At 66.4% G+C, this 25,195-nt stretch carries 25 protein-coding genes and 1 tRNA gene; 19 read left to right on the top strand and 7 right to left on the bottom strand.

Features of this window, described 5'->3' with window-relative positions; genetic code table 11:
- The first annotated feature begins 14 nt into the window (after window positions 1-14).
- Genes cobN through EN874_RS17015 form a run of 5 tightly spaced genes read left to right on the top strand, consistent with a single transcriptional unit; the run spans window position 15 to window position 7,052 of the window.
- Window positions 15-3,413: a cobaltochelatase subunit CobN gene (gene cobN, locus EN874_RS17035; protein ID WP_127425770.1), complete on the top strand. Its 3,399-nt coding sequence runs from the start codon at window positions 15-17 to the stop codon at window positions 3,411-3,413.
- Window positions 3,410-4,903, top strand: coding sequence for a precorrin-3B synthase (gene cobG / locus EN874_RS17030; RefSeq protein WP_127425769.1), 1,494 nt, complete (start codon window positions 3,410-3,412; stop codon window positions 4,901-4,903). The genes cobN and cobG overlap by 4 nt, the downstream gene beginning before the upstream one ends.
- On the top strand, window positions 4,904-5,536 hold the full coding sequence (locus EN874_RS17025; protein WP_127425768.1) for a precorrin-8X methylmutase: 633 nt from the start codon (window positions 4,904-4,906) through the stop codon (window positions 5,534-5,536).
- The gene (locus EN874_RS17020) at window positions 5,533-6,291 is read left to right on the top strand and encodes a precorrin-2 C(20)-methyltransferase (RefSeq protein WP_127425767.1); all 759 of its coding nucleotides are present in this window, start codon (window positions 5,533-5,535) and stop codon (window positions 6,289-6,291) included. The genes EN874_RS17025 and EN874_RS17020 overlap by 4 nt, the downstream gene beginning before the upstream one ends.
- Window positions 6,288-7,052, top strand: a complete 765-nt coding sequence (locus tag EN874_RS17015) for a precorrin-3B C(17)-methyltransferase (protein ID WP_127425766.1) — start codon at window positions 6,288-6,290, stop codon at window positions 7,050-7,052. Before EN874_RS17020 ends, EN874_RS17015 begins: the two co-directional genes overlap by 4 nt.
- On the opposite strand, the gene EN874_RS17010 is transcribed toward EN874_RS17015, so the two are convergent.
- Window positions 7,016-7,783 carry a cobalt-precorrin-6A reductase gene (locus EN874_RS17010; RefSeq protein WP_127425765.1) on the bottom strand — a complete coding sequence of 256 codons (768 nt, stop codon included), beginning with the start codon at window positions 7,781-7,783 and terminating at the stop codon, window positions 7,016-7,018. The genes EN874_RS17015 and EN874_RS17010 overlap by 37 nt on opposite strands.
- A gap of 1 nt (window position 7,784) precedes the next feature.
- Between EN874_RS17010 and cbiE the strand changes: the two genes are divergently transcribed.
- From cbiE to cobT, 7 genes are read left to right on the top strand one after another with little or no spacing between them, the layout of a single operon-like run.
- Window positions 7,785-9,026 carry a precorrin-6y C5,15-methyltransferase (decarboxylating) subunit CbiE gene (gene cbiE / locus EN874_RS17005; protein ID WP_127425764.1) on the top strand — a complete coding sequence of 414 codons (1,242 nt, stop codon included), beginning with the start codon at window positions 7,785-7,787 and terminating at the stop codon, window positions 9,024-9,026.
- Window positions 9,023-9,409, top strand: coding sequence for a cobalamin biosynthesis protein (locus EN874_RS17000; protein ID WP_127425763.1), 387 nt, complete (start codon window positions 9,023-9,025; stop codon window positions 9,407-9,409). Before cbiE ends, EN874_RS17000 begins: the two co-directional genes overlap by 4 nt.
- Complete coding sequence (gene cobM / locus EN874_RS16995; RefSeq protein WP_127425762.1) at window positions 9,406-10,170, top strand: precorrin-4 C(11)-methyltransferase; 765 nt, start codon at window positions 9,406-9,408, stop codon at window positions 10,168-10,170. The genes EN874_RS17000 and cobM overlap by 4 nt, the downstream gene beginning before the upstream one ends.
- Entirely contained in the window at window positions 10,167-10,982 is an 816-nt protein-coding gene (gene cobA, locus EN874_RS16990; RefSeq protein ID WP_127425761.1) for a uroporphyrinogen-III C-methyltransferase, read from the top strand. Before cobM ends, cobA begins: the two co-directional genes overlap by 4 nt.
- Complete coding sequence (locus tag EN874_RS16985) at window positions 10,979-12,295, top strand: cobyrinate a,c-diamide synthase (RefSeq protein ID WP_127425760.1); 1,317 nt, start codon at window positions 10,979-10,981, stop codon at window positions 12,293-12,295. The genes cobA and EN874_RS16985 overlap by 4 nt, the downstream gene beginning before the upstream one ends.
- Window positions 12,292-13,059: an adenosylcobinamide-GDP ribazoletransferase gene (locus tag EN874_RS16980; RefSeq protein WP_127425759.1), complete on the top strand. Its 768-nt coding sequence runs from the start codon at window positions 12,292-12,294 to the stop codon at window positions 13,057-13,059. The genes EN874_RS16985 and EN874_RS16980 overlap by 4 nt, the downstream gene beginning before the upstream one ends.
- 24 nt (window positions 13,060-13,083) lie before the next feature.
- Window positions 13,084-14,109 carry a nicotinate-nucleotide--dimethylbenzimidazole phosphoribosyltransferase gene (cobT, locus tag EN874_RS16975; protein WP_127425758.1) on the top strand — a complete coding sequence of 342 codons (1,026 nt, stop codon included), beginning with the start codon at window positions 13,084-13,086 and terminating at the stop codon, window positions 14,107-14,109.
- Between the two features lie 130 nt (window positions 14,110-14,239).
- Here the strand turns inward: cobT and EN874_RS16970 are convergent.
- Window positions 14,240-14,315: transfer RNA gene (locus tag EN874_RS16970), tRNA-Lys, on the bottom strand.
- 105 nt (window positions 14,316-14,420) lie between these two features.
- A complete protein-coding gene (locus EN874_RS16965; protein WP_245513594.1) occupies window positions 14,421-15,341 on the bottom strand; it encodes a PhzF family phenazine biosynthesis protein in 921 nt (306 codons plus the stop codon).
- A 115-nt stretch (window positions 15,342-15,456) separates the two neighbouring features.
- Between EN874_RS16965 and EN874_RS16960 the strand changes: the two genes are divergently transcribed.
- From EN874_RS16960 to EN874_RS16945, 4 genes are all read left to right on the top strand, one after another.
- Window positions 15,457-16,743, top strand: a complete 1,287-nt coding sequence (locus EN874_RS16960; RefSeq protein WP_127425757.1) for an efflux RND transporter periplasmic adaptor subunit — start codon at window positions 15,457-15,459, stop codon at window positions 16,741-16,743.
- Window positions 16,744-16,746: 3 nt separating this feature from the next.
- Window positions 16,747-17,451, top strand: a complete 705-nt coding sequence (locus EN874_RS16955; RefSeq protein ID WP_127425756.1) for an ABC transporter ATP-binding protein — start codon at window positions 16,747-16,749, stop codon at window positions 17,449-17,451.
- Window positions 17,448-18,665 carry an ABC transporter permease gene (locus EN874_RS16950; protein WP_127425755.1) on the top strand — a complete coding sequence of 406 codons (1,218 nt, stop codon included), beginning with the start codon at window positions 17,448-17,450 and terminating at the stop codon, window positions 18,663-18,665. Before EN874_RS16955 ends, EN874_RS16950 begins: the two co-directional genes overlap by 4 nt.
- A gap of 89 nt (window positions 18,666-18,754) precedes the next feature.
- Entirely contained in the window at window positions 18,755-18,997 is a 243-nt protein-coding gene (locus EN874_RS16945) for a hypothetical protein (RefSeq protein WP_127425754.1), read from the top strand.
- A 22-nt stretch (window positions 18,998-19,019) separates the two neighbouring features.
- On the opposite strand, the gene EN874_RS16940 is transcribed toward EN874_RS16945, so the two are convergent.
- Window positions 19,020-19,496 (bottom strand): Lrp/AsnC ligand binding domain-containing protein, encoded by a 477-nt coding sequence (locus EN874_RS16940; protein WP_127425753.1) that lies wholly within the window; start codon window positions 19,494-19,496, stop codon window positions 19,020-19,022.
- Between the two features lie 147 nt (window positions 19,497-19,643).
- Between EN874_RS16940 and EN874_RS16935 the strand changes: the two genes are divergently transcribed.
- Window positions 19,644-20,741, top strand: a complete 1,098-nt coding sequence (locus EN874_RS16935; protein ID WP_245513593.1) for a 1-aminocyclopropane-1-carboxylate deaminase — start codon at window positions 19,644-19,646, stop codon at window positions 20,739-20,741.
- An 81-nt stretch (window positions 20,742-20,822) separates the two neighbouring features.
- On the opposite strand, the gene EN874_RS16930 is transcribed toward EN874_RS16935, so the two are convergent.
- The gene (locus EN874_RS16930; protein WP_127425826.1) at window positions 20,823-21,548 is read right to left on the bottom strand and encodes a hypothetical protein; all 726 of its coding nucleotides are present in this window, start codon (window positions 21,546-21,548) and stop codon (window positions 20,823-20,825) included.
- A gap of 5 nt (window positions 21,549-21,553) precedes the next feature.
- Window positions 21,554-22,666, bottom strand: a complete 1,113-nt coding sequence (locus tag EN874_RS16925; RefSeq protein ID WP_127425752.1) for an endonuclease/exonuclease/phosphatase family protein — start codon at window positions 22,664-22,666, stop codon at window positions 21,554-21,556.
- A 165-nt stretch (window positions 22,667-22,831) separates the two neighbouring features.
- On the opposite strand from EN874_RS16925, the gene EN874_RS16920 reads away from it, so the two are divergent.
- Both EN874_RS16920 and EN874_RS16915 read left to right on the top strand, forming a co-directional pair.
- Window positions 22,832-23,428, top strand: coding sequence for a BA14K family protein (locus EN874_RS16920; protein WP_127425751.1), 597 nt, complete (start codon window positions 22,832-22,834; stop codon window positions 23,426-23,428).
- A 271-nt stretch (window positions 23,429-23,699) separates the two neighbouring features.
- Entirely contained in the window at window positions 23,700-23,984 is a 285-nt protein-coding gene (locus EN874_RS16915; protein ID WP_127425750.1) for a PilZ domain-containing protein, read from the top strand.
- A 71-nt stretch (window positions 23,985-24,055) separates the two neighbouring features.
- Here EN874_RS16915 and ilvC read toward each other — a convergent pair whose 3' ends face one another.
- Window positions 24,056-25,075, bottom strand: a complete 1,020-nt coding sequence (gene ilvC, locus EN874_RS16910) for a ketol-acid reductoisomerase (protein WP_127425749.1) — start codon at window positions 25,073-25,075, stop codon at window positions 24,056-24,058.
- Window positions 25,076-25,195: the final 120 nt, after the last annotated feature.

Raw genomic sequence — 25,195 nt, 5'->3', positions numbered from 1 at the left:
CCCAACACGAAGCAATGCATATCCTCACCACGACATCCGCTTCGCTCGACGATCTCGCCGAGCCTATCGACCTCAGGCAGACGCCTGCGGATGTCGTGGCGCTGTCCTTCACCGACAGCGATCTTGCCGGACTGGCAGCCGCCTGGAAGGCGGACGCTGACCGCTTGCCGTCGATGCGGCTCGCGGCACTTCGCGATCTGCGCCATCCGATGTCGGTCGACCTCTGGATCGACAGCGTCGCCCACCATGCCAAGGTCGTCCTGGTCCGCATCCTCGGCGGTTACGACTGGTGGCGCTATGGCTGCGACCAGCTGGCAGCGGTCGCGCGCGAACGCGGCATCAAGCTGGCGCTGCTGCCGGGCGAAAGCCATGACGAGGACCCGCGCCTGATCGAAGGCTCGACATTGCCGCGCGCCGAGCTCGACGCCCTGCTCGGCTATTTCCGCGAAGGCGGCCCGGCCAATATGGCGGCGCTGGTGAGGAGACTGGCGCGGCTGGCGGGATCTGAGGCCGAGTTGGCCGAGCCGGTGGGCGTGCCGAAGGCGGGATATTACCAACCGGGACGAGGAGTTGTCGCAAAGCCAGCTTCGTTCAGCGCTGGCGATATCGGCTCCCCCATCATTCCCATCCTCTTCTACCGTTCAATGCTGCTGGCGGCCGACGTGGCGCCAATCGACGCACTCGTCGACGCCTTGTGGGCGCAAGGTCTCACCCCAGTGCCGATCTTCGTCTCCAGCCTCAAGGACCCGGCATCCCTGGCCTTCGTCGAAACCGCCCTCGCATCCTTAAACCCCGCCGCCATCGTCACCGCCACCGCCTTCGCCTCCGGCGCCGAGCCGGGCGCGCAAACGCTGTTCGACCGCGCCGGCGTACCGGTGTTCCAGGTCATCGTCGCCACGACGCGGCGCGACGTCTGGGAGAAGAACCAGCGCGGCCTGGCGCCGGCCGACCTTGCCATGCACGTCGTGTTGCCCGAGCTCGACGGCCGCATCCTCGCCGGCGCGATCTCCTTCAAGGGCGAGGTCGAGACCGATCCGGCGCTCGCCTTCCGCGCCTTCGCCAATCGCCCAGAGGCGGATCGCGTGGCGCAGGTCGCCAAGCGCATCGCGGGCTTCATCCGCCTGCAGCGGACCGAGCGAGCCAACCGCAGGCTGGCGATCCTGATCCCGGACTATCCGAGCGCGCCAGGGCGGACTGGTTACGCTGTCGGTCTCGACGTGCCGTCGAGCGTGCTCGCCATGCTGCATGACCTGAAGGAACAGGGCTATGCGGTTGAGGCGATTCCGCAATCGCCGCGCGCCTTGCTGGATGCGTTGGAGGTGTGTGGACACAGCCTTTCTTTGGAGGACTACCTAGCCTTTTCGGCCGAACTGCCTGCAACAGCGCGCGATACGCTGGAGGCGGCATGGGGAGAGACAGAAGGGATACACTTGCGCGAGGTGGGCGCGACAGAACGCCAACTTTCGCCAGCAGCCCACGAAAAGCGCTTCCCCTTCCGCGCCGCGACCTTCGGCAACGTCACCGTGGTGCTCGCCCCCGATCGCGGCCGCTCCGCCGACCGCCGCGCCGACTACCACGACCCCATCCTTCCCCCGCGCCACGAACTGATCGCCTTCGGCCTTTGGCTGCAAAAATCGCTCGGCGTCCACGCCATCGTCCATGTCGGTGCCCACGGCACGCTCGAATGGCTGCCGGGCAAGACGGTGGCCCTTTCGGACAACTGCTTCCCCGAGATCGTCACCGGCTCGCTGCCGGTCATCTATCCTTTCATCGTCTCCAACCCCGGCGAAGCCGCGCAGGCCAAGCGCCGCATCTCGGCCGTCACGCTCGGCCATCTGCCGCCGCCATTGACCGGCGCCGGCCTTGATGAGAACCAACAGAAGCTGGAACGGCTTGTCGACGAATACGCCCAGGCCGACGGCCTGGACCGCCGCCGCCGCGACCGGCTGGCGAGACTCATTGTCGAGACCGCGCAGAAGTCCGGCTTGGCGGCCGAGGCCGGCGTTGCCGGCACCGATGCGCCGGACGAGGCGCTGCGCCGCATCGACGCCTGGCTTTGCGACCTCAAGGATTTCGCCGTCAAGGACGGACTGCATATCTATGGCCGCTCGCCCGATGGCGAGGTCGATCCGTCGCGCCGGCAAAGCGCCGAAGCGGAAAGGGCTGCACTGCTGGCGGCACTCGACGGTCGCCACGTCAAGGCAGGCCCAGCCGGCGCGCCGGCGCGCGGCCGTTCCGACGTGCTGCCCACCGGCCGCAACCTCTTCACCTCCGACCCCCGCACCATGCCGACGCCGACCGCCTGTGATCTCGGCCAGGCGGCGGCGGAAGAAGTCGTGCGCAGCTATATGCAAAGCCATGGCGACTGGCCGCGCTCGCTGGTCATCGACCTCTGGGGTTCAGCCTCCTTGCGCACCGGCGGAGAGGAGATTGCGCAAGGGTTGGCACTGATGGGCTGCCGGCCGCAATGGGATGCCGCGACGGGTCGCGTCACCGGCATCGAGGTGCTGCCGCCGGCCGCGCTTGGCCGCCCGCGCGTCGACGTCACCTGGCGGATCTCCGGCCTGTTCCGCGACATGTTCCCGACCCAGATCGCTTTGATTGATGCAGCCGCCAATGCGGTTGCCAGCCGCGACGAGGACGAAACAGAAAATCCCCTCGCCGCCGCGACCCGCATCCAGGGCAAGGTCGGCCCCCGCATTTTCGGCACCTCGCCCGGCACCTACGGCGCCGGCGTCGAGGATCTGCTGTCGCGCGGCGAATGGGGCGTGCGCGAGGAGATCGGCCGCGCCTATCTCGATGCCACCTCGCACGCCTATGGCGGCGCCGACGGCGAAGCGGTCTCCGCGCCCGGTGCCTTCGAGGGCCGCATCGCCGAGGCCGACCTGCTCGTCCACACCGGCGATGACCCGGGCCGCGACATCCTCGAAGGCTCGGCCGATGTCGCCTTCATCGGCGGGTTTTCGGCGGCTCTTGCCGCGCTCGGCCGGAATGCCGACCTCATCGTGCTCGACACGACCGATCCGAAGAAGCCGAAGCCGCGTTCTGTCGGCGAAGCGGTGGCCCGCGTCGTGCGTGCCCGCGCGGTCAACCCGCGCTTCATCGCCGGCCAGATGCGCCACGGCCCGCGCGGCGCCTCGGAATTCGCCGAAACGGTCGACCGCCTCGTCGGCTTCGCCGAGACCACGCATGCCATTTCGGGCGCGCTGATCGAAGCCGTGCATGACGCCTATGTTGGCGACGCAGACGTCCGCGCCTTCCTGCTGCGCGAGAACCCGGCCGCCGCCAAGGTCATCGCCGAGCGCTTTCTCTCCGCGCGGCGTCGCGGCCTCTGGCATCCGCTTCGCAATTCGATCGACGACGACCTCGCCGCCTTGATCGCCGAAGCCCAGGCAAGCGGAGTGGCGGCATGAATGCCTTCTCGCGGCGCGGTGCCTGCCCTGCCTTGAGCGCCCCGATGCAAACCGGCGACGGGCTGCTGGTGCGGCTCAATCCGATCGCAGGAGGACTTGCGCCGAAGTCGCTGATCGGACTCGGTGAATCGGCCTTGCGCCATGGCAACGGCATCATGGAAGTAACCGCGCGCGGCAGCCTGCAGATCCGCGGCCTGACTGCAGAAAGCGCTCGGCTGCTGGCGCGCGAGGTGGATGCGCTGGGTATAGCGGTGCGGAGCGGCGTGCCGGTCGAAACCGGACCGCTGGCCGGCATCGATCCGCGGGAGGTTGCCGATCCGCGCCCGCTGGCTGAGCGGATCAGGGCGGCGATTGAGGAGGCCGGGCTGACGGCGAGGCTCGGACCGAAAGTGTCGGTGGTCGTCGATGGCCGCGGACAGTTGACGATGGATACGTTGACGGCGGATGTGCGGTTGGAGGCGGTGCGGGCCGGCGAGGATGTTCGTTGGAGCGTATCGGTTGCCGGCGATGGCCGAACTGCAAAGCTTCTCGCAACGGTCGATGCGGATGCCGCGCGAGACATTACCGTGGCAACGCTCAGGATGGTCGCAGAGAAGGGCCGCGGGGCCCATGCCAGGGATTTAACAGCGAGACAGTTAGCCTCTCTCGCAAGCTGGCGTTCCTTCGCGCCCCCCTCTGTCCTGCCGGACATCTCCCCCACAAGGGGGGAGATTAGCAGCCTCGCCGCTGGCTCCCCTTCTCGAGCCAACCTGCATGTTTCGACGTCTGCGATTGGCGAAACCGCCGGCGACGGGTCAATCTCCCCCCTAGTGGGGGAGATGTCCGGCAGGACAGAGGGGGGCGCCGTAGAGCACCCTCGCTCGCCGATTAGCCTCGTCGCCCTAAGCAAAAGCAACGCCCTCGGCATCGGCCTACCCTTCGGCAGCATGCCGGCGCAGCCTCTCATCGAACTCGTGGGGCAAGCCCTGCAGCTCGGCACCACCGAAATCCGTCTCGCCCCCGGCCGCGCCCTGCTGTTCCTCGGCCTCAGTCCGGCCGCCTGCGCCTCTCTGCAAGCTTCCGCCACTACTCTCGGCTTCGTCACCTCCTCCGCCGACCCACGCACCCGCATCGCCGCCTGCCCCGGCACACCTGCCTGCGCTTCCGGCCGCATCGCCACCCGCGCCATCGCCGAGACGATCGCAAAGGAAAGCGCTGGTCTACTCGACCCCTCGCTCACCCTGCACATTTCCGGCTGCGCCAAGGGCTGCGCACATCCACGTCCCTCCATGCTGACCCTGGTCGGCGACGAAAACGGAGCCGGACTTGTCGTGGACGGGACGGCAAAGGCCCTTCCTGCCGGATACAGGCCGGGCTATGACGCCGCACGCGGCATCGGCTGCATCCTTGCCGCGGTGCGCGCGCAAAGACTTCAGGGCGAAACCGCGGCCGCTTGCCTCACAAGGCTTGGCGCGGCCGGCATCGCCGAACTCTATCGACGGAACCAGTGAATGGCCGCCTACGACTATATCCATGACGGGATGGCGATCTACGAGCGCTCTTTCGCCATCATCCGCGCCGAGGCGGACCTGTCGCGCTTCTCCGAGGCCGAGGCCGATGTCGCGATCCGCATGATCCATGCCTGCGGCCAGGTCGAAGCCGCCAGCCATTTTGTCTTCTCCAGCGATTTCGTCTTAACGGCGCGCTCGGCCCTTGCCGCCGGCGCGCCGATCTTCTGCGATGCCGAAATGGTCGCTCATGGCGTCACCCGCGCGCGCCTGGCGGCCGGCAATGAAGTGATCTGCACGCTGCGCGATCCGCGCACCGCCGAAATCGCCAAGGAAATCGGGAACACGCGTTCCGCCGCTGCGATCGACCTCTGGGGCGAACGCATGGCCGGCTCGGTCGTCGCTATCGGCAACGCGCCGACCGCGCTCTTCTATCTGCTCGAAAAATTGCGCGACGGCGCGCCGAAGCCGGCGGCGATTATCGGCATGCCGGTCGGCTTCGTGGGTGCTGCCGAATCCAAGGATGCGCTGGCCGAGAATTCCTACGGCGTGCCCTACGCCATCGTGCGCGGCAGGCTGGGCGGCAGCGCCATGACGGCGGCCGCGCTCAATTCATTGGCGAGGCCCGGGCTGTGAACGCGATTGTAAAAGGCCGTCTTGTCGGAGTCGGCACCGGTCCCGGCGATCCGGAACTGTTGACGCTGAAGGCGGCGCGCGCGCTGGCCGAGGCCGACGTCATCGCCTATTTTGCCAAGCGCGGCAACAACAGCAACGCGCGCGCCATCGTCGAGGCCCGCTTCCGGCCGGACATGATCGAGCTGCCGCTGCTCTATCCGGTGACGACCGAGATCGACAAGGACCACGACGACTACCGCTCGCAGATCGCCGATTTCTACGAACGGTCGGCCGAGCAGGTTGCCGAGCACCTCAGCGCCGGCAGGATGGTGGCGGTGCTGTCGGAAGGCGACCCGCTGTTCTACGGCTCCTACATGCACCTGCATGTGCGCCTCGCGCACCGTTTCCCGACCGAGGTCATTCCCGGCATCAGCGCCATGTCCGGCTGCTGGTCGGCGACCGGCCTGCCGATCGTCCAGGGCGACGACGTGCTCACCGTGCTGCCCGGCACGATGAGCGAGTTCGAACTGACGCGGCGGCTGGCCGACACCGATGCCGCGGTCATCATGAAGGTCGGCCGCAACCTGCCGAAGATCCGCCGCGCGCTGGAAGCGACCGGCAAGCTGGCCAAGGCGGTCTATGTCGAGCGCGGCACCATGCCGGGCAGCGTCTCGATGCGGCTCGCCGAAAAGCAGGACGACAAGGCGCCCTATTTCGCCATCGTGCTGGTCGCCGGCTGGTCGGCCCGTCCCGGAGCCTCCGGAGCAAAGCCATGAGCGGCCGCCTCACCGTCATTGGTCTCGGCCCCGGCAATGCCGATCAGGTCACGCCGCAGGCGAGCCGCGCCGTGGCCGAGGCTTTCTTCTTCTATGGTTATAAGCCCTATCTCGACCGGCTCGAGCTGAGGGACGATCAGACCCGCATCGCCTCCGACAACCGCGAGGAGCTTGCCCGCTCGAACGAGGCGCTGGCCAAGGCAGCCGAGGGCCATAACGTCGCGGTCGTGTCCGGGGGCGATCCCGGCGTTTTCGCCATGGCGGCGGCCGTCTGCGAGGCGATCGAAGCCGGTCCGGCCGAATGGCGCGCCATCGATATTTCGGTCGTTCCAGGCGTGACGGCCATGCTCGCGGTCGCCGCCCGCATCGGCGCGCCGCTCGGTCATGACTTTTGCGCCATCTCGCTCTCCGACAATCTGAAGCCGTGGGAGCTGATCGAGCTGCGGTTGCTGGCGGCTGCCGGCGCCGGCTTCGTCATCGCGCTCTACAACCCAATCAGCAACGCCCGCCCGTGGCAGCTCGCCCGCGCCTTCGAATGCCTCAAGGCGATCCTGCCCGGCACCACGCCGGTGATCTTCGGCCGTGCCGCCGGCCGGCCGGACGAGCGGATCGAGGTCTACCTTCTAGCGGATGCCGATGCGGAAAAAGCCGACATGGCGACCTGCATCATCATCGGCTCGCCCGAGACCCGGATCATCAAGCGCGGCGAGCGGCCCGCGCTGGTCTACACGCCGCGATCGGCAACGGGCTCGAAAAGATGATCGACTCTAGCCGCCAGCTGATCGACGGTTTCAGCCGAGGGAACGTCCGGCAGCGGCGGCCGGCGAACCATGATCACCTCGATGCCGAGCGACCGCGCCGCTGCTATCTTGCCATAGGTCGCCTCGCCGCCGCTGTCCTTCGAGACGACGGCATCGATGCCGTATTTTTCGAGCAGCACCCGTTCGTCAGCTTCGGGGAATGGTCCGCGCGCCAACAAGTAGAGCGCATCGGGCACCGCAAGCCTCGGCTCGACCGGATCGACACTGCGGATCAGATAACGGTGCTGCGGGGCGACTTCGAAAGCACCTGTCTCCTGCCGGCCGATCGCGAGGAAAACGCGACGCGGTGGCGTGCCGAGGGCCCTCGCCGCTTGCGGGACATTGTCGACCATCGTCCAGCGATCACCCGCGACAGGCTCCCAGCCGGGACGCCGCAGCGCAAGGATCGGCACGCCGGATTGCCTTGCCGCTTCGGCGGCGTTGGCCGAGATGCGCGCCGCGTAAGGATGCGTGGCGTCGATCAGCAGATGGATGCGTTCTTGGCGGAGGTAGGTCTCCAATCCTTCCGCGCCGCCGAAGCCGCCGGTGCGAACGGGCACGCCTTGCGCGACCGGACTTTCGGTGCGGCCGGCCAGCGACAGCGTTACGGAAAAATCCTCGCGACGCGCCAGCTTTGCCGCCAGTTGCCGGGCTTCCGTTGTGCCGCCGAGGATGAAAATACGGTGGGTCATCATGCCTGCTAAGGGTCCGCGCGGCGCCACGCTCAGCCAAAAATGGCTGACTATCGTCGGCATCGGCGAGGACGGTGTAGCGGGTCTCGGCGACGAGGCCAAGCGCCGGATCGGCGACGCCGAAGTCGTCTTCGGCGGCAAGCGGCACCTCGCGCTGGTCGCGTCCTTGGTCAAAGGCGAAATCCAGCAATGGCCGACGCCGTTCGACGCCGAGATGCATGACGTGCTGGCGCTGAAAGACAAGAATGTCTGCGTGCTAGCCTCCGGCGACCCGTTCTTCCACGGTGTCGGCGTCACGCTGGCGCGCAAGGTCAAGGCCGATGAGATGATCGTCCTGCCGGCGCCGTCGTCGCTCTCGCTGGCCGCATCCCGGCTGGGCTGGGCCTTGCAGGAGATCGAAACCATTTCGCTGCACGGCCATTCGGTCGACCTGATCCGGCCGTTGCTGCATCCCGGCACGCGCATCCTGGCGCTGACATCCGACGGTGACGCCCCGGCCGCCATCGCCGGACTGCTCGACGAACTCTGCTTCGGCCCTTCGCGATTGACCATCCTCGAGGCGCTCGGCGGTCCCGACGAAACGCGCCGCGCCGCCCGCGCCGACAGCTTCGATCTCAAAGACATCAACCCGCTCAACGTGCTGGCGCTGGAAATTGAGCAGACACCGGATGCGCGCGTCCTGCCTTTGACCGTCGGCCTTGCCGACCATCTGTTCGAGCATGACGGCCAGATCACCAAGCGCGAGATCCGCGCCATCACGCTCTCGGCGCTGGCGCCGAGACGCGGCGAATTGCTGTGGGACGTCGGCGCCGGTTCCGGCTCGATCGGCATCGAGTGGATGCTGGCCCACCCGTCGATGCGGGCGATTGCCATCGAAGCCGACAGCGAGCGCGCCGCCCGCATCCACCGCAACGCTGCGCATTGCGGCGTGCCTGGCCTTGCCGTGATCGAAGGCTCGGCGCCGAAGGCTCTGGCCAAGCTGGAGACGCCGGACGCGATCTTCATCGGCGGCGGCGGCAGCGACGCCGGCGTGCTGGACAAGGCGATCACGGCGCTGCGTCCCGGCGGCCGGCTGGTCGCCAACGCGGTGACGCTGGAGATGGAGGCGCTGCTGCTCGACCAGTGCAACCGGCGCGGCGGCGACCTTACCCGCATCGCTCTTTCGCGCGCGGCCCCGGTCGGGTCCATGCAGGCCTGGCGTCCGGCGATGCCCGTCATTCAGTGGAGCTGGGTAAAGCCATGATGATCGCGGGCATCGGCAGCCGGAAAGGCGTGACACCGCGCGATGTGCGCGCCGCGATCGAAACCGCGCTCGAAGCGCATGGGCTGGCGATGACCGCGCTTTCGGCGCTGGCGACCGGCGAAATCAAGCGCGACGAGGAAGCGATCTTCCTCGCAGGTCGTGATCTTGCGCTGCCGGTGATCGTCGTCACCGACGACGCGCTGCAGGTCGCCGCCTCCGGCACGATCAGCCTGTCCGAATTGTCGCAAGCGCATGCCGGCATACCGTCGGTTTCGGAAGCGTCGGCCCTGGCCGCGGCAGGCAAGGACGCAAAACTGCTCGGGCCGCGCACGGTGCTCGGCCCGGTGACCTGCGCCATAGCGCTTGGCGGAGGTGCCGAATGACCGTCCATTTCATCGGCGCCGGCCCGGGCGCGGCCGACCTCATCACCTTGCGCGGCAGCCGCCTGCTCGCATCTTGCCCAGTCTGTCTCTATGCCGGCTCGATCGTCGCGCCGGAACTGCTCGAACATTGCGCGCCGGGAACCAAGCTCATCGACACGGCGCCGATGTCGCTCGACGAGATCGAGGCGGAATATGTCGCCGCCCACAAGGCCGGCCAGGACGTCGCGCGGCTGCATTCCGGCGACCTTTCGGTCTGGAGCGCGGTGGCAGAGCAGATCAGGCGCCTGGAGAAACACGACATCCCCTACACGCTGACGCCGGGCGTGCCGTCCTTCGCGGCGGCAGCGGCAGCGCTTCGCCGCGAGCTCACCATCCCCGAGCTCGCTCAAAGCCTGGTGCTGACCCGCGTCTCCGGTCGCGCCTCGAAGATGCCGCCGGGCGAAACGCTGGCCGGCTTCGGCCGCACCGGCGCCACGCTTGCCGTTCACCTTGCCATCCATGCCATCGACCGCGTCGTTGCCGAGTTGACGCCCCTCTACGGCGCCGAATGCCCTGTAGCGGTCGTCTTCCGCGCCTCCTGGCCGGACGAGCGCATCCTGACCGGCACCCTGGGCACCATCGAAGCGCAGCTTGCGGAAAACCCGATGGAGCGCACGGCGATCATCTTCGTCGGCAGCGTCTTGGCCGCGCAGGATTTCGGCGAAAGCTCACTCTATGACGCCCATTACCAGCGGCGTTTTCGCGGACGGGACGGATTGTGAACGGCATCGCCAACAGAAACGGACAGGCCACGGTGGATCAGGCGCTGGCGCGGCTGAACTTCAAGCCGCGCACGCTCGAGCCCGGTCATGTCTGGCTGGCCGGCGCCGGCCCGGGCGATCCCGGCTGCCTGACACTGGAGGTGCTGGCGGCGCTCGGGCAGTGCGATGCGCTGGTCTATGACGCGCTGGTTTCGCCGGATGTCGTGGCGGTCGCCGACGGCGCCGAGCTTTTCTATGCCGGAAAGCGTGGCGGACAGCCGTCGATGAAGCAGGACGACATCAACGCTCTGCTTGTGCGGCTGGCGCGCGAGGGCCGCCGTGTCGTGCGGCTCAAAGGCGGCGACCCGTATATCTTCGGCCGGGGCGGCGAAGAAGCCTTGGCGCTTGCGCACGAAAACGTTCCGTTCCGCGTTCTCTCCGGCCTCACCTCCGGTCTGAGCGCCTTGGCCGCCACCGGCATCCCCGCCACCATGCGCGGCATCAACAAGGCGGTCATCCTCGCCACCGGCCATGCCGCGGGCACCGATGATGATCTCGACTGGGCTGCGGTCGCCCGCACCGGCCAGCCGGTTGTCGTCTATATGGGCATGGCCAACCTGCCGGTGATAGCGGCAAAGCTGCTCAGCGGCGGCCTGGCGCCGTCGACGCCGGCGGCCGTGATCGTCGCCGCGACCACGCCGCAGGAGCGCATCGTCGTCGCCACGCTCGCGACAATCGCCGACGAGGCCACGGCCGCCGGGCTCGCCTCGCCGGCGCTGATCGTTGTCGGCGGCATCGTCGCCATGCGGGCGGCACTGGCGGGCGGCACGTGACGGCGCGGGCGATCATCATCGGCGCGCCGCGCTCCGGCTCGGGCAAGACCAGCGTCACCATCGGTCTGCTGCGCGCGCTTGCCCGGCGCGGGTTGAAGGTGCGCGGAGCGAAATCCGGACCGGACTATATCGACCCCGGCTTCCACGCGGCCGCCACGGGCCTGTCCGGCGTCAACCTCGACAGTTGGGCGATGTCGCCTTCCCTGCTCAACGCACTGGCCGCGCAGGCGGCGGACGACGCCGAATACGTCATCCTGGAAAGCGCGATGGGCCTGTTCGACGGCATTCCCGCGCCGGAGGGACGATCGGGCTCCGCAGCCGATCTTGCCCGGCTCTACGGCCTGCCGGCGCTCTTGGTGCTCGACGTTTCGGGACAGTCGACCACGGCGGCCGCCGTCGCCAAGGGTTTTGCCACCTACGATCCGGACGTGCGCATGGCTGGTGTCGTGCTCAATCGCCTCGGCAGCGAGCGCCACCGGCGATTGTCGGGCGACGCCATCGAGGCGATCGGCCTGCCGGTGGTCGGCGCCATCATGCGCGATCCCACGCTCAACCTGCCGGAGCGGCATCTTGGCCTTGTCCAGGCTGGCGAATATGAAAACCTGATGGCGCATCTCGACCGGCTGGCCGACATGGTCGAGAAGTCGCTCGACATCGACGCAATCCTGAAGCTGACGACGCCGCTGGAACCTGTGACTGGCGACTTTGGCGACGCGTTGCAGCCGCCCGGACAGCGCATCGCGCTGGCCGAGGACGCAGCCTTCACCTTCCTCTACCCGCATGTCGTCACGCACTGGCGCAAGGCCGGCGCCGAGATCGCCCCGTTCTCGCCGCTTGCCGATGAGGCGCCGGCCGAAGACTGCGACGTCTGCTGGTTGTCCGGCGGCTATCCTGAATTGCATGCCGCCAGGCTCGCGGCAGCGATGAACTTCCGCGAGGGAATGGCTCGCTTCGCCGCAACCAAGCCGGTGCATGGCGAGTGCGGCGGCTTCATGGTGCTGGGAGAGGCACTGGAAGACGCGGATGGCGAGAGCCACGAAATGCTTGGCCTGCTCGGCCATTCCACCAGCTTCGCCAGGCGCAAGATGAATCTCGGTTACCGCGAGGCGCGGCTGCGCTCCGCCTGCCCGCTCGGCGTCGAAGGCACGCTGATCCGCGGCCACGAGTTCCACTATGCGCAAATGACCGCCACCGGCAATGACGAGCCGCTGGCCGACCTCGCCGACGGCCAGGGCAATCCATTGGGCGCCTCGGGCTACCGGCGCGGCCATGTCAGCGGCACCTTCTTCCACGCCATTGCGAGGGGCGGATGAGCGGCCTTTCCGAGCCTCGCCAGTTGCTGGACGATATCGGCCTGAGCCTTGTCTTCTTCACGAGGCTGAGGCTGCCGTCGAGCGATTTCGGCGGCCGCGGCCTTGCCGACGCCATCTGGGCCGCGCCCTTCGCCGGTCTCGCCGTCGCCGTCATCGGCGCGCTTGTCTATGCCATTGCCGTCGCCCTGGGGCTTGCCGGCAGTCCGGCCTCGGCGCTCGCACTTGCCGCGACGATGCTCGCCACCGGCTGCCTGCACGAGGACGGCCTCTCCGACATCGCCGATGGCTTCGGCGGCGGCCGGACCCGCGAAAGGAAACTGGAGATCATGCGCGACAGCCGCATCGGCGCCTATGGCGCGGCGGCGCTCGGCGTCTCGCTGCTCATCCGCTGGAGCGCGTTGTCGGAACTGGCCGGCCCAGGTCATGTCTTCCTGGCGCTTTTGGCGGCACATGCCGCCTCGCGCGGCCTGATCGGCGCCTTCATGCATCTGCTGCCGCCGGCTCGCGCCGACGGCCTGTCGGCGAATGCCGGCACCGTAGCCTTCGAGACAGCCGTCTTCGGGGCAGCGCTCGGCGCGGTGGCGCTGCTGGCGCTCGGCCTTGGCGGCGCCATTGCCGCGCTCATCCTGCTCGGCCTCTTATTCGCCGCGTTCCGCTCGCTTTGCCTCAGCCAGATCGGCGGTCAGACCGGCGACACGATCGGCGCGCTGCAGCAGCTCGGCGAGATCGCGGTGCTGCTTGCCGCTTCCGTTTGCCTTTCCTGATTCTCTTTCGGAGACCTTGCCCCCATGTCCCCCCAATCAACGTCCTTCAAATCGCTCGAAGACCTTCGCGCCGCCTGCCTCGATCTCCCCGCCGGCAGCGATACTGCCGCCGCTGCGGTCGCCAGGCGCCAGGACACTTTGACCAAGCCCCCGGGCAGCCTCGGCCGTCTTGAAACGATCGCTGCCTGGCTGGGCCGCTGGCAGGGCCGCGACGTGCCGAAGCTGGACGCGGTGAAAGTCTTCGTCTTTGCCGGCAATCACGGGGTTACCGCGCAGGGCGTGTCGGCCTATCCGTCGGAGGTCACCGTCCAAATGGTGGCGAATTTCGCCGGCGGCGGCGCCGCCATCAACCAGCTCGCCCGTATTGCCGGTGCAAAGCTCGATGTCATCCCGCTCGATCTCGACCACCCGACCGGCGATTTCACGATAACGCCGGCCATGGACGAGCAGACCTTCCTCGCCGCGGTCTCGGCCGGCTATGATGCCGTGACCGAAGACCTCGACCTCGTCTGCTTCGGCGAGATGGGTATCGGCAACACCACGCCGGCCGCGGCGATCTCGACGGCCCTCTTCGGCGGCGGCGCGGAAAAATGGACCGGCCGCGGCACCGGCGTCGACGACGCCGGTCTGCAGCGCAAGGTCGTGGCCATCGAGGCGGGCATAAAGCGCCATGCCGATTCGCTGTCGGACCCTCTGAAGATCGCCGCGGCGCTTGGCGGACGCGAGCTCGCCGCGATCTTCGGCGCCACGCTTGCCGCGCGCAAGAACAACGTGCCGGTGCTGCTCGACGGCTTCGTCTGCACCGCCGCGGCAGCGCCGCTGGCAAGATTGCACCCGACCGGGCTGGCCCACACCATCGCCGCCCACGTCTCGGCCGAAGCCGGCCACCGCCGCCTGCTCGAGGCGCTCGGCCTGCCGCCGCTGCTCGATCTTGGCATGCGGCTCGGCGAGGGCTCCGGCGCCTGCCTTGCCGTCAACATCGTGCGCTCGGCGCTCGAATGCCACGCAAGGATGGCGAGCTTCGCCGAGGCCGGTGTTTCGGAAAAGTAATAAACAAAACGGCGGGTTGCCCCTCACGGGCGACTCGCCGGTCAAACCTCAGCGGCCTCATATCCCAACGGCCCCTGAGCAGGCGGCCGCTTCGAGCGTAGGGTTTTTCATCGAATTCAAGAGGAAAATTTGGTGGGTGTGCACAGGATCGAACTGTGGACCCGCTGATTAAGAGTCAGCTGCTCTACCAACTGAGCTACACACCCACACCGCCGGGAAAACCAGCGTCGGCGGCGCATATAGCCGCCGCTTTCGGTCATGTCTAGCCCTGCCGGATCATTTCCCGACAAATCGCCTAAGTGCCGCACCCGTCACACAGAAAGCTTGCCTTCGGCCAACTTCACGGCATGGCCGCCGATGCGGGCGGCGGCGAGCTTTCCGCCTTCGACATTGAGCTCCAGCCTGATGCGCGACGGCCTGCCCATCTCCAGCCCCTGCTCGATCCACAGCTGCGAGATTCCGTCCGTCGGGCCGTCGAAATGCATGATCGCGCCGGCAAAGGCGGCCGCCGCCGAGCCTGTCGCCGGATCCTCGTAGGACGGCGTGCCGGGCACGATCATGCGCACATGGAAGGCGCTGTCGTGGTGCACCGTCTCGCGGCAATAGACATAAGGGCTGGCGAAGGCCCATTCGCTCTTGCGGGGTGCCAATTCCGACCACGCCTGGTTGTCCAGCCTGATCTTGGCCGCCGCTTCAAGGTCCGCAACCGGAATGGTGACGTAAGGCACGCCGGCCGACCAGAAGGCGACGCGGTGATTCTCAAAGCCGAGCTCGTGTGGGCCAAGGCCGAGCGCCGCGCCGATCATTTCCGGGTCGGCAACGAGTTCCAGCCGCTCCGGCAGTTTCGCCAGGTCGAATTCGGCAAAGATGGCGCCGTCATGCTTGCTCACCGCGCAGCGCACCGGGCCGATATTCTCCTCCAACACGAAGATGCCCGCCGACTCGCCCGCCAGTTCCGCAAGCGCGATCGCCGAACCGACCGTCGGATGGCCGGCGAACGGCATCTCGTAATCCGGCGTGAAGATACGGATACGGTTGCGGTGCTTGGGATTTTCCGGCGGCAGCACGAAAACCGTCTCCGACAGGTTGAATTCGCGCGCGATCGCCTGCATGGCGGCCATGTCCAGCCCCTCGCTGTCGAGCACCACGGCCACCGGATTCCCGGCCAGCCGCTCGGTCGTAAACACATCGTAAAGCAAGTAGTTGCGCGCCATCGAGAAAACCTTCCGCATCGTCTCGAATTTCTGCCTCAATCCCAACATGAGGGAAATTTAATTTGAAATTCGAACCTTAAGGCCTGATCTGTGCATGGATAGGGACGTCGATTTTTCGCTATAGGGGTCTGGGGTGGACCAGGTTGTCAATCCGCCAAACGCAGAATCCGATACTTCCATCGAGGCGGCTCTCGGGCTCGATCGCAAAGGCGTGCGCCGCAAGCGCCGCCGCGGCTGGCTCTACGCGCTGCTGGCGCTGGCGGTCGTGGCGGCCGCGATCGGCGCCTACCGGTGGAACGCCGCCTCGCCGCCCCGGATCGAATACACGACCGCTCCGGCGGCAGTCGCCGATCTGACCGTCCGGGTGTCGGCGACCGGCACGCTGCAGCCGCTGACGCAGGTCGACATCTCCAGCGAGCTTTCGGGCATCGTCCGCTCTGTCGCGGTCGGCGAAAACCAGCAGGTCAGGAAGGGCGACGTGCTGGCGACGCTCGACACCGCCAAGCTCGAGGTCCAGATCGAGCGCGCCACCGCCTCGGCCAAGGCGGCAGCAGCGGCCGTCGAGAATGCCAAGGTCACATTGCAGGAAAACGAGAACGCGGTGGTGCGCGCGAGCGCGCTCACCAAACGCGGCATGGCGACTGACCAGTCGCTCGAGGCAGCGGCCGCGACGCGCGATCGCTCCAAGGCGGCGCTCGACAGCGCCGAGGCCAATCTCGCCATCGCCGAGGCCGATCTGAAAGCGCAGCAGACCGATCTCGCCAAGAGCACGATCTACGCCCCGATCGACGGCATCGTGCTCACCCGCTCGGTCGATCCGGGACAGACGGTCGCTTCTTCGCTGCAGGCGCCGGTGCTCTTCGTCATCGCCGCCGACTTGCGGAACATGGAGCTGCAGGCGGCGGTGGACGAGGCCGATATCGGCCAGGTCAAGCCCGGCCAGCATGCCCGCTTCACCGTCGACGCGTTCCCGGACCGTCCCTTCGACGCCGAGATCCGCGACATCTCCTACGCCTCGGTCACCACCGACGGCGTCGTCACCTACAATGCGCGGCTCGATGTCGACAACAGCGAGCTGCTGCTCAGGCCTGGCATGACCGCCACGGTCGCGGTGGTGACCAGGCAGGCCAAGGGTGTGCTGACCGTGCCGGCCACCGCCTTCCGCTATCGTCCGGCGCAACAAGCGGCCCGCGGCTGGAGCCTGACCGACCTTTTCACCGGCCGCATGGGCCGTCCGAACCGGCAGCGCGAGGCGACCAAGGCGCCGACCGACGGCTCGCGCACCCTCTATGTGCTGAAAAACGGGTGGCCGCATTCCGTCAACGTCAGGATCGGCTCGACCGACGGCGAGTTGACCGAGATCACGTCCGGCCTCGAGGAAGGCGCCGAGGTCATCACCGGCTCGCAGCAGCGGAGCTGATCCGTGTCCGCTCCCCTGCTCATCACTTTCGACAAGGTCTGGAAGAGCTATGGCGAAGGCGAGGCGCGCGTGGACGCGCTTGCCGGCGTCGATCTCGCCATCCGCAAAGGCGAGTTCGTCGCCATCATGGGGCCGTCCGGCTCGGGCAAGTCGACGGCCATGAACGTCATCGGCTGCCTCGACACGCCGACCGCCGGAACCTACCGCTTCATGGGCGTCGATGCCGGCCGGCTCGACCGCAACCGCCGCGCCCTCCTGCGCAACCTCTATGTTGGCTTCGTCTTCCAGGGCTACAACCTGCTGCCTCGCACCACGGCGGCGGAGAATGTCGAGCTGCCGCTGATCTATCGCGGCGTTTCCGCTCGCGAGCGTCGGGAGTTGGCCATGCAGGCGCTCGCCCAGGTCGGGCTTGTCGGGCGCGAGCATCACACGCCGGCCGAGCTCTCGGGCGGCCAGCAGCAACGCGTTGCCATCGCCCGCGCCATCGTCACCAAGCCGACGCTGCTTGTCGCCGACGAACCGACCGGAAATCTCGACACAGCGCGCACGCACGAAATCATGGAATTGCTGGCCAGGCTGAACGCCGAGCTCGGCCTCACCATCGTCATGGTCACGCACGAGGCCGATGTCGCCGAATATGCCGAGCGCACCGTACGCTTCCTCGACGGCCACGTCGCTTCGGATACAGCGAAAGCCGAGGCCGCATGATCTGGGAGACCGTCCGCCTTTCGCTGATTTCCATACGCCGCAACGTGCTGCGCTCGTTCCTAACATTGCTCGGCATCGTCATCGGCGTCGCCGCGGTCATCGCCATGCTGACCATCGGCTCGGGCACCACCGAGAAGGTCAAGACCGACATCTCGAAACTCGGCAGCAACCTGCTCGTCGTCCGCTCCGGCCGTCCGGCAGGCCCTGGCGGGCCGGGCGGGCTCGACCAGGTCACTCGACCGCTGGCCGCCAAGGATGTTGAAGCGCTTGTCGCCCATCTCAGCGGCGCCCGCGCCATCGCGCCGGCCTCGCAGAAGCAGGTCCGCGTCATCTTCGGCACGGAGAGCCTGACGTCGGGCGTCACCGGCACCGACAGCGCCTATCTCGACGCGCGCGACTGGAAGCTGGTTTCCGGCCGCCCCTTCAGCGATTCCGAGACCCGTGCCGGCGCCGGCGTTTGCATGATCGGCGAGACGGTGCGCCAGCAATTCTTCGGTGCGGGCGATCCCGAAGGCGAGATCATCCGCGTCAACCGCACCTCCTGCAGGATCATCGGCCTCCTTGAGCCGAAAGGCTATACCGGCTTCGGCCAGGATCAGGACAACGTCGTGCTGATGCCTTTGGCCGCCTACCAGCGGCGCATCGCCGGCAACCGCGACATCGACTCGATCTACATAGCCGCCGACGACAGGACGCCGACGTCCGAACTGCAGCCGCGCGTCGAGGACATCCTGCGCGACACGCGCCGCGTCACGCCGGACCGCGATCCCGATTTCTCGATCCGCGACATGACCCAGATCGCCGACGCCATGGCCAGCGCCACCACCACCATGACCGGAATGCTGGGCGCCGTCGCCGGGGTCAGCCTGCTTGTCGGCGGCATCGGCATCATGAACATCATGCTGGTGTCGGTCACCGAGCGCACGCGCGAGATCGGCATCAGGCTGGCGATCGGCGCGCACGAAAAGCACATCCTGATCCAGTTCCTGGTCGAGGCGACGGTGCTGTCGCTGCTCGGCGGCATCATCGGCATCCTGATCGGCCTGGCGATCGCCGGCCTCGCCTCGGCGACGCTCACGATACCCTTCGCGCCAAGCCCGGCAGTCATCCTGCTCGCCGTCGGTTTCTCGGCGCTGATCGGCATGGTGTTCGGATTCTTCCCGGCGTTGCGCGGCGCAAGGCTCGACCCGATCGACGCGCTGAGGCATGAATAGGCGCGGCCGCGAAGGGAGTCGCCCGCCCTCTGTTGCCGCACACCCGGCAATGCGGTTGCAGTGGCCTTTGCTATGTGGGGGAGATCCGAATGAGCAAGAAGGCGCGGCTGATCCTGGTGCTGGCGATCTTCGAGGTCGCCTTGGCCGGCCTGTGGTGGTATCTGGCCCGCTACGGCATCCAAAATCCCGATCGCGTCGCTGCGGATTTCCAGGAGGTTGTCGGCCAGACGATGGGAATGGCGATGGGCGCGCTGCTCGGCCTCGGCGTCATGTTGTTTTTCGTCGCCGCCCGCAACGACCGCAAGGCATTGCAGGACAAGGGGCGACGCTGACCATCCTCAAGATCGCGACCTGTCAAAACGGAAGTCGCGCATTCTCTTTGACCTCTTTCATGACGAAGAATGTCCGGGTCTGCCGGACGCCCGGCAGCGCGATCAGCTTCTGCCCGTGGAGCTTGTTGAAATCCGCCATGTCCCGCACTCTTATCTTAAGCAGATAGTCGAAGTCGCCCGCCACCAGATTGCAATCCAGCACCTCCTTGAGCTTGAGCACGGCCTCCTCGAAAGCGGCGAAGCTTTCCGGCGTCGAGCGGTCGAGCACGACGCCGACCATCACCAGCGCGCCAAGCGCTACGGCGGCGGGAGCGATCTCAGCCCTGACCCCGGTGATGTAGCCCTCTTCGAACAGGCGTTGCGTGCGCCGGTGGCATGTGGCGGCGCTGACATTCACGCGCGCCGCCAGTTCCGCATTGGTCAGCCGTCCCTCGGACTGAAGGGTCCGCAGGATCTTGATGTCGATGCGGTCGAAAGTTGGGTCGGAAGATTCTTCCATTTTCATGCGCCTGAGTGGACAATCAAGACCAAGTTTAGCGTATTTTTGATGGAAGTGGAAAAATCCTGGCGAGCCTTCGAGAGCACCTTTCGCCCTCGTTCGGCTATCCTTTGTCTATCGAAAACCACCGTGGCGGAGGACAGATCGATGTCACTTCTCGACAAGTTTGAACGCTATCCGCTGACCTTCGGCCCGACGCCGATCGAGCATCTGCCGCGCCTGAGCGCGGCGCTGGGCGGGAAGGTGCAAGTCTACGCAAAGCGTGACGATTGCAATTCCGGTCTCGCCATGGGCGGGAACAAGCTGAGAAAGCTCGAATACATCGTGCCGGACGCTCTTCGCACCGGCGCCGACACGCTGGTATCGATCGGCGGCGTCCAGTCGAACCACACCCGCATGGTGGCGGCGACGGCAGCCAAGATCGGCATGAAATGCGTGGTGATCCAGGAGAAATGGGTGCCGCACTATGATGCGGTCTACGACCGGGTCGGAAACATCCTGCTGACGCGCCTGATGGGCGCGGACAGCCGGCTCGTCGACGACGGTTTCGACATCGGCATCCGCAAGAGCTGGCAGGACGCGATCCAGTCGGTGAAGGACGCGGGCGGCAGGCCCTATCCGATTCCCGCTGGTGCCTCGGTGCACAAGTTTGGCGGGTTGGGCTATGTCGGCTTTGCCGAGGAGGTGGCGAGGCAAGAGGCCGAGCTCGGCTTCACCTTCGACTACATCATCGTGTGCGTTGTGACCGGGTCGACGCAGGCCGGCATGATCGTCGGCTTCGCCGCCCAGGACCGGGCCGACCGGGTGATCGGCATAGACGCCTCCGGGACATTCGACCAGACCCGCGCGCAGGTTCGCCGCATCGTCGACGACACCGCCGCACTCGTCGGTCTGGGCCGCACCGTCCGCGACGATGAGATCGTGATCAATCCCGACTACGCCTATCCGGCCTATGGCGTTCCCTCGGAGGCCACGAACGACGCGATCCGGCTGGCGGCCCGCACGGAGGCCATGATCACCGATCCGGTCTACGAGGGAAAATCTATGCAGGGCCTGATCGATCTGACCAGGAAAGGCTTCTTTCCCGAAGGTTCGAGAATTCTCTACGCGCATCTCGGTGGCGCACCGGCCATCAACGGCTACAGCTATTATTACAAGGACGAACGCCCGGCGACCAAGCTCGCGGGCGAGCCCGCCGCCCGGGAACGCGCGCCTGAGGACATGTTGCTTCCAATCTTTCCATGATCCGGCTTCGTCCAGGCGGCTGCCAAAGTGACGTGTTGCCGGATCGTGAGAGACGTTGCGCCTGCAAGGCGACATCCAGGATCAGAGATCCGCGTCGCTGCCAGCAAAGTGCCACTCGATCAGCGGCTTCATGTGGCCCATCAGGCCGTCCGGCAGGTCATCGGCATCGCGGATGATGACCGGCCCCTCGATCTCCGGCTCGGTCTCGGCGGCAACGAAGGCGCTGATGCGCCGCGCCAGATCATCGGCATGTTCGGCCACCCGGTAGCGGCGGAAGATCACCGTGCCGCTCGCCGTCGACAGCGCGTGATAGCGCCGTCCCGGCCGGGCCGCTGACAGATCGATCCCGGTCTCCTCGCCCACCTCGCGGATCATGTTGAAATCGACATCGACGAGGCCGTCGCGGAAATCGACGGGCTCGAAGGAGCCTGCTGCGAAGTAGACGCAGCCGGCGTTCACCGTGTGCGCGCCCATGCGGATCGCCACCAGCGCATTGTCGCCGGCGACCAGCACGGCATGCGCATAGGCATGTTCGGCGCCGCTGAGCTCCCGGTTCTTGCGCCAGAGCATGAAGGTCGAATACCTCACCGCATGGCAGCGGCCGATGAGCCGCCTGTCGCGATAGCCCAGAGCCGAAAGCAGCACCACCGTGCCGTCGTACAGCGCCGGCTTCGCCGCCGTTTCGCGCCGCCAGTTCTCGGCGATCGCTGGCTGGTTGTCCCGTTCGAACGGATGAGCAGATGGGTCGAGCCGCACGTCGACTTCATCGACCGGCAAGATGACGTTGCGCGGCAGGTCGAAGCCCATCGTGCTCAAGCCATGTCCAGGGTGATCACCACCGGGCAATGGTCCGAGGCCTTCGGCCTGTCCCAGCCGGCGCGCGGGAAACGCTCGACCTCCTGCCCGGACGGAAAGATGGTGCGCCACGGCTGGCCGTTACGGATGATCTCCGGTACCGCGGTGGCGTTCTTCGCCGCAAGCGCCTTCGAGAGCAGGATGTAGTCGAGCTGGCACAGGTGCCGCTCCTCCGGTCCGCGCGTGTGATAAAAACTCCAGCGGTCCATCTCCGGCCGCCGCTCCACGACATTTTCGCAAAAGCCGCCGGCGGTCAGAACGTTGATCGCGGATTGGGCTTCGTCGACCACCTCGAAACGGTAGCCGTCGAAGCTGTCGCCTTCGATCTTCAGCCGCTGCCGGTAGTCGTTCATGTCGCCGCAGATCGCCCAGCGTTTGTCGGCGGCATGGTCCTTGCCGAAACGGTCCTCGATGATGCGGCGCACGGCCTGCGCCTCGGCGATGCGCAGCGGCATCGTCGCCTCGCGGCCGTCGAGCCCGTTGCGCGGCGAGCCCATCGACTTGAAATGCACCAGATAGAGCGTCAGCGGCACGCCGCCGACCGTCACGTCGATCTCCAGGCAATCGCGCCGGAAGATGCGGTCGCTGGCCAGATGCCCGAATGCCGCAAGCTCCGGGGTGAACAGGCCGAACTGCTCGAACGTGACATAGGCGTGGCTGGTCATGCGCACGAACTCGATCGGCTGGCCCTGGGCCGTCTCGCTGCGCATCATCACGGCGACGTCGATGCCGCGGGAGTCGTTGCCGGCGGTGGTGTATTTCTGGCGGTAGCCCTGCCCGATCATCTTGAAGAGATAGCCATATTCGAAGGCCTTCAGCGCCTCGATATTGTCGACCTCCTGCATGCAGATGATATCCGCGCGGGTCGCGGCTATGGCGAGCGCCGTCAGCTGGCGGGTGTCGTCGGACTGAGCGATGGTGCGCGCCTGTTCGAGCAGCCTGTACTCGGCCTCGCTCTGGATATCGAACAGCGCCAGCGTCCGGTCCTCGTTGAGCTGGTTGCGATAGCCGGAGAAATCGAACCTGTTCATCAGGTTCTCGACGTTGAAGGTGGCAAGGCGCAGCGACATGGCCGAGACCTTTGCCTGCAAGCCAAGGCGAAGACAAGAGCCAGGCGCATGCCCGTCATGGTTGACGGAACCTTTCCGTTCATCCTCCGTTCAGACGGAAAGTCCCATCAATAGGCCCATTCCCGGGGTGTTCTGGGCGTGGGGCCTTACTCCTTGGAGAGTGAAATGAAACCGCTCTTGTCTTCCCTCGGATCCGGGCTGGTGACCTTGGGTCTCCTTGCGGGCTTGGCGGTGCCGTCGATTGCCGGCCCGATCCTGCAGCCCGATCTTTCGACCGCGACCAATGCGACCGCGCCGCAAATCATCCCGGTCCGTGACGAATGGGCCGGCGGCAACAACAACTCGCCGCAGATGTATGACTGGCGCTGGCGGCGCGGCGGCGAGTGGCGCGGCCGCGACTCCAGATGGCGCGGCGATAACTTCCGCAGCCGCCATTTCTCCCGCAACTGGGATGGCGGCGATGGCGACTGGCGCTGGCGGCATCATCGCCATCATCGGCATTTCAGTGATAGCGACGCGGCCATTCTGGGCCTCGGCCTCGGCCTGGGCCTGGGCAGCCTAGCCTACGGCAACTACTACGATCCCTACTATTACGATCCCTATCCGCGCTACTATCAGCCGCGGCGCATCTACCGGACCGAACGGCTTTCCAGGGCCCATGTCCAATGGTGCTACGACCGCTACCGGTCCTACCGGGCCTGGGACAACACGTTCCAGCCCAACTACGGCCCGCGCCGGCAGTGCATATCGCCCTATATCTGAGCGTGTGGGCAGCAAGAAAGAGGCGGCGCCCATCGCGGCGCCGTTTCTTTTTCGGCAAAAGCGTTCGCCCGCGGGGCGATAACCTTAAATTCAGCGGGGGCGGCTATCCTTGGTGCCGGTGCCCCCAACACGACGATCGCCGTGTCGCGATTTGCTAGAGCAATTCCAGGAAAAATATGAGCGGTTTTCCGTCCGGAATTGCGTAAAAACAAGGAGATAGGTCGTTTCGCCGTTTCCGTGAAACGGTGAAACGCGCTAGGATTTGCCTGCCATGACCGACGACGAACTGAGAGGCAAGCGCAGGCAACGCGTGCTGAAAGGCGCGGCGATCCTGACCGGCATCAACAATTCCGAGGTCGCGTGCACGGTGCGCAACATGCATCCGGGCGGCGCCGAGCTGAAGGTGCCGGTCGAGGCGCGCGTGCCCGACGAATTCCTGCTTTACGTGGCGACCGACGGCATCGGCTACAAGGCGGTCGTCCGCTGGCGCCGCGAGGACCGCATCGGCGTCGAGTTCACCGGCACCGAGCGGAAGCCGCGCTGGCATTACGGATGAACACGGAAAAGCCGGCGGATCGCTCCGCCGGCTTGCTGTTTCACACCGGAAGCTTGAAAACGTGGGTCGCCTTAGTTCTTCGCCTTGTCGACCAGCTTGTTCTTGGCGATCCACGGCATCATCGCGCGCAGCTTCGCACCCACCTCTTCGATCTGGTGGCTGTCGTTGTTGCGGCGGATGCCCTTGAAGCGCGACAGACCGGCGCGGTATTCCTGCATCCATTCCGAGGTGAACTTGCCGGTCTGGATGTCCTTCAGGATGCGCTTCATCTCGGCCTTGGTGTCGGCGGTGATGATGCGCGGGCCCGAGACATATTCGCCCCATTCGGCAGTGTTCGAGATCGAGTAGTTCATGTTGGCTATGCCGCCCTCATAGATCAGGTCGACGATCAGCTTGACCTCGTGCAGGCACTCGAAATAGGCCATTTCCGGGGCGTAGCCGGCTTCCACCAGCGTCTCGAAGCCGGCGCGGATCAGCTCGACCAGGCCGCCGCACAGCACAACCTGCTCGCCGAACAGGTCGGTCTCGCATTCCTCGCGGAAATTGGTCTCGATGATGCCCGAGCGGCCGCCGCCGACGCCGCAGGCGTAGGAGAGGGCGAGATCGAGCGCGTTGCCCGAGGCATCCTGGTTGACGGCGACCAGGCACGGCACGCCGCCGCCCCTCTGGTATTCGCCGCGCACCGTGTGGCCCGGGCCCTTCGGCGCGATCATGACGACGTCGACCGAGGCCTTCGGCTCGATCAGGCCAAAATGCACGTTGAGGCCGTGCGCGAAGGCGATCGCGGCGCCGTCGCGGATATTCGGCGCGATCTCGTTCTTGTAGATGTCGGCCTGCAATTCGTCGGGCGTCGCCATCATCATCAGGTCGGCCCATTTGGCGGCGTCGGCCACGCTCATTACCTTGAGCCCGTCGGCCTCGACCTTCTTGGCGGTCGCCGAACCGGCCTTGAGACCGATGGCGATCTCCTTGACGCCGGAATCCTTGAGGTTGAGCGCATGCGCCCGGCCCTGGCTGCCATAGCCGATGATGGCGACCTTCTTACCCTTGATCAGATTGAGATCGGCGTCACGATCGTAATAGACACGCATTTCGTCTTCCTTCCCGTTTTGAAGATCAGAGCATGATGCCGAAAAGTGTGAAGCGGTTTTCGGACGACATCATTCACTATCTCTTTGATTTGGAGCCGGATTCAGATTTCAGGTCGACTT

This window comes from Mesorhizobium sp. M1D.F.Ca.ET.231.01.1.1 (assembly GCF_003999155.2).
Taxonomy (GTDB): Bacteria; Pseudomonadota; Alphaproteobacteria; order Rhizobiales; family Rhizobiaceae; genus Mesorhizobium.
This window is presented reverse-complemented; position numbering and strand designations above follow the sequence as displayed.

What these genes read in the sequence shown, in the direction of transcription:
- cobT (WP_127425758.1), top strand. Translation starts at nt 13,084, where the DNA reads ATGTCCCCCCAATCAACGTCCTTCAAATCGCTCGAAGACCTTCGCGCC.
- EN874_RS16920 (WP_127425751.1), top strand. Translation starts at nt 22,832, where the DNA reads ATGAAACCGCTCTTGTCTTCCCTCGGATCCGGGCTGGTGACCTTGGGT.
- EN874_RS16915 (WP_127425750.1), top strand. Translation starts at nt 23,700, where the DNA reads ATGACCGACGACGAACTGAGAGGCAAGCGCAGGCAACGCGTGCTGAAA.
- cbiE (WP_127425764.1), top strand. Translation starts at nt 7,785, where the DNA reads ATGCCTGCTAAGGGTCCGCGCGGCGCCACGCTCAGCCAAAAATGGCTG.
- EN874_RS16950 (WP_127425755.1), top strand. Translation starts at nt 17,448, where the DNA reads ATGATCTGGGAGACCGTCCGCCTTTCGCTGATTTCCATACGCCGCAAC.
- EN874_RS16925 (WP_127425752.1), bottom strand. Translation starts at nt 22,666, where the DNA reads ATGTCGCTGCGCCTTGCCACCTTCAACGTCGAGAACCTGATGAACAGG.
- EN874_RS16965 (WP_245513594.1), bottom strand. Translation starts at nt 15,341, where the DNA reads ATGCGGAAGGTTTTCTCGATGGCGCGCAACTACTTGCTTTACGATGTG.
- cobN (WP_127425770.1), top strand. Translation starts at nt 15, where the DNA reads ATGCATATCCTCACCACGACATCCGCTTCGCTCGACGATCTCGCCGAG.
- EN874_RS17015 (WP_127425766.1), top strand. Translation starts at nt 6,288, where the DNA reads ATGAGCGGCCGCCTCACCGTCATTGGTCTCGGCCCCGGCAATGCCGAT.
- EN874_RS16935 (WP_245513593.1), top strand. Translation starts at nt 19,644, where the DNA reads ATGTCACTTCTCGACAAGTTTGAACGCTATCCGCTGACCTTCGGCCCG.
- EN874_RS17025 (WP_127425768.1), top strand. Translation starts at nt 4,904, where the DNA reads ATGGCCGCCTACGACTATATCCATGACGGGATGGCGATCTACGAGCGC.
- cobM (WP_127425762.1), top strand. Translation starts at nt 9,406, where the DNA reads ATGACCGTCCATTTCATCGGCGCCGGCCCGGGCGCGGCCGACCTCATC.
- EN874_RS17010 (WP_127425765.1), bottom strand. Translation starts at nt 7,783, where the DNA reads ATGACCCACCGTATTTTCATCCTCGGCGGCACAACGGAAGCCCGGCAA.
- EN874_RS16940 (WP_127425753.1), bottom strand. Translation starts at nt 19,496, where the DNA reads ATGGAAGAATCTTCCGACCCAACTTTCGACCGCATCGACATCAAGATC.
- cobG (WP_127425769.1), top strand. Translation starts at nt 3,410, where the DNA reads ATGAATGCCTTCTCGCGGCGCGGTGCCTGCCCTGCCTTGAGCGCCCCG.
- EN874_RS17000 (WP_127425763.1), top strand. Translation starts at nt 9,023, where the DNA reads ATGATGATCGCGGGCATCGGCAGCCGGAAAGGCGTGACACCGCGCGAT.
- EN874_RS16945 (WP_127425754.1), top strand. Translation starts at nt 18,755, where the DNA reads ATGAGCAAGAAGGCGCGGCTGATCCTGGTGCTGGCGATCTTCGAGGTC.
- ilvC (WP_127425749.1), bottom strand. Translation starts at nt 25,075, where the DNA reads ATGCGTGTCTATTACGATCGTGACGCCGATCTCAATCTGATCAAGGGT.
- EN874_RS16980 (WP_127425759.1), top strand. Translation starts at nt 12,292, where the DNA reads ATGAGCGGCCTTTCCGAGCCTCGCCAGTTGCTGGACGATATCGGCCTG.
- EN874_RS16930 (WP_127425826.1), bottom strand. Translation starts at nt 21,548, where the DNA reads ATGGGCTTCGACCTGCCGCGCAACGTCATCTTGCCGGTCGATGAAGTC.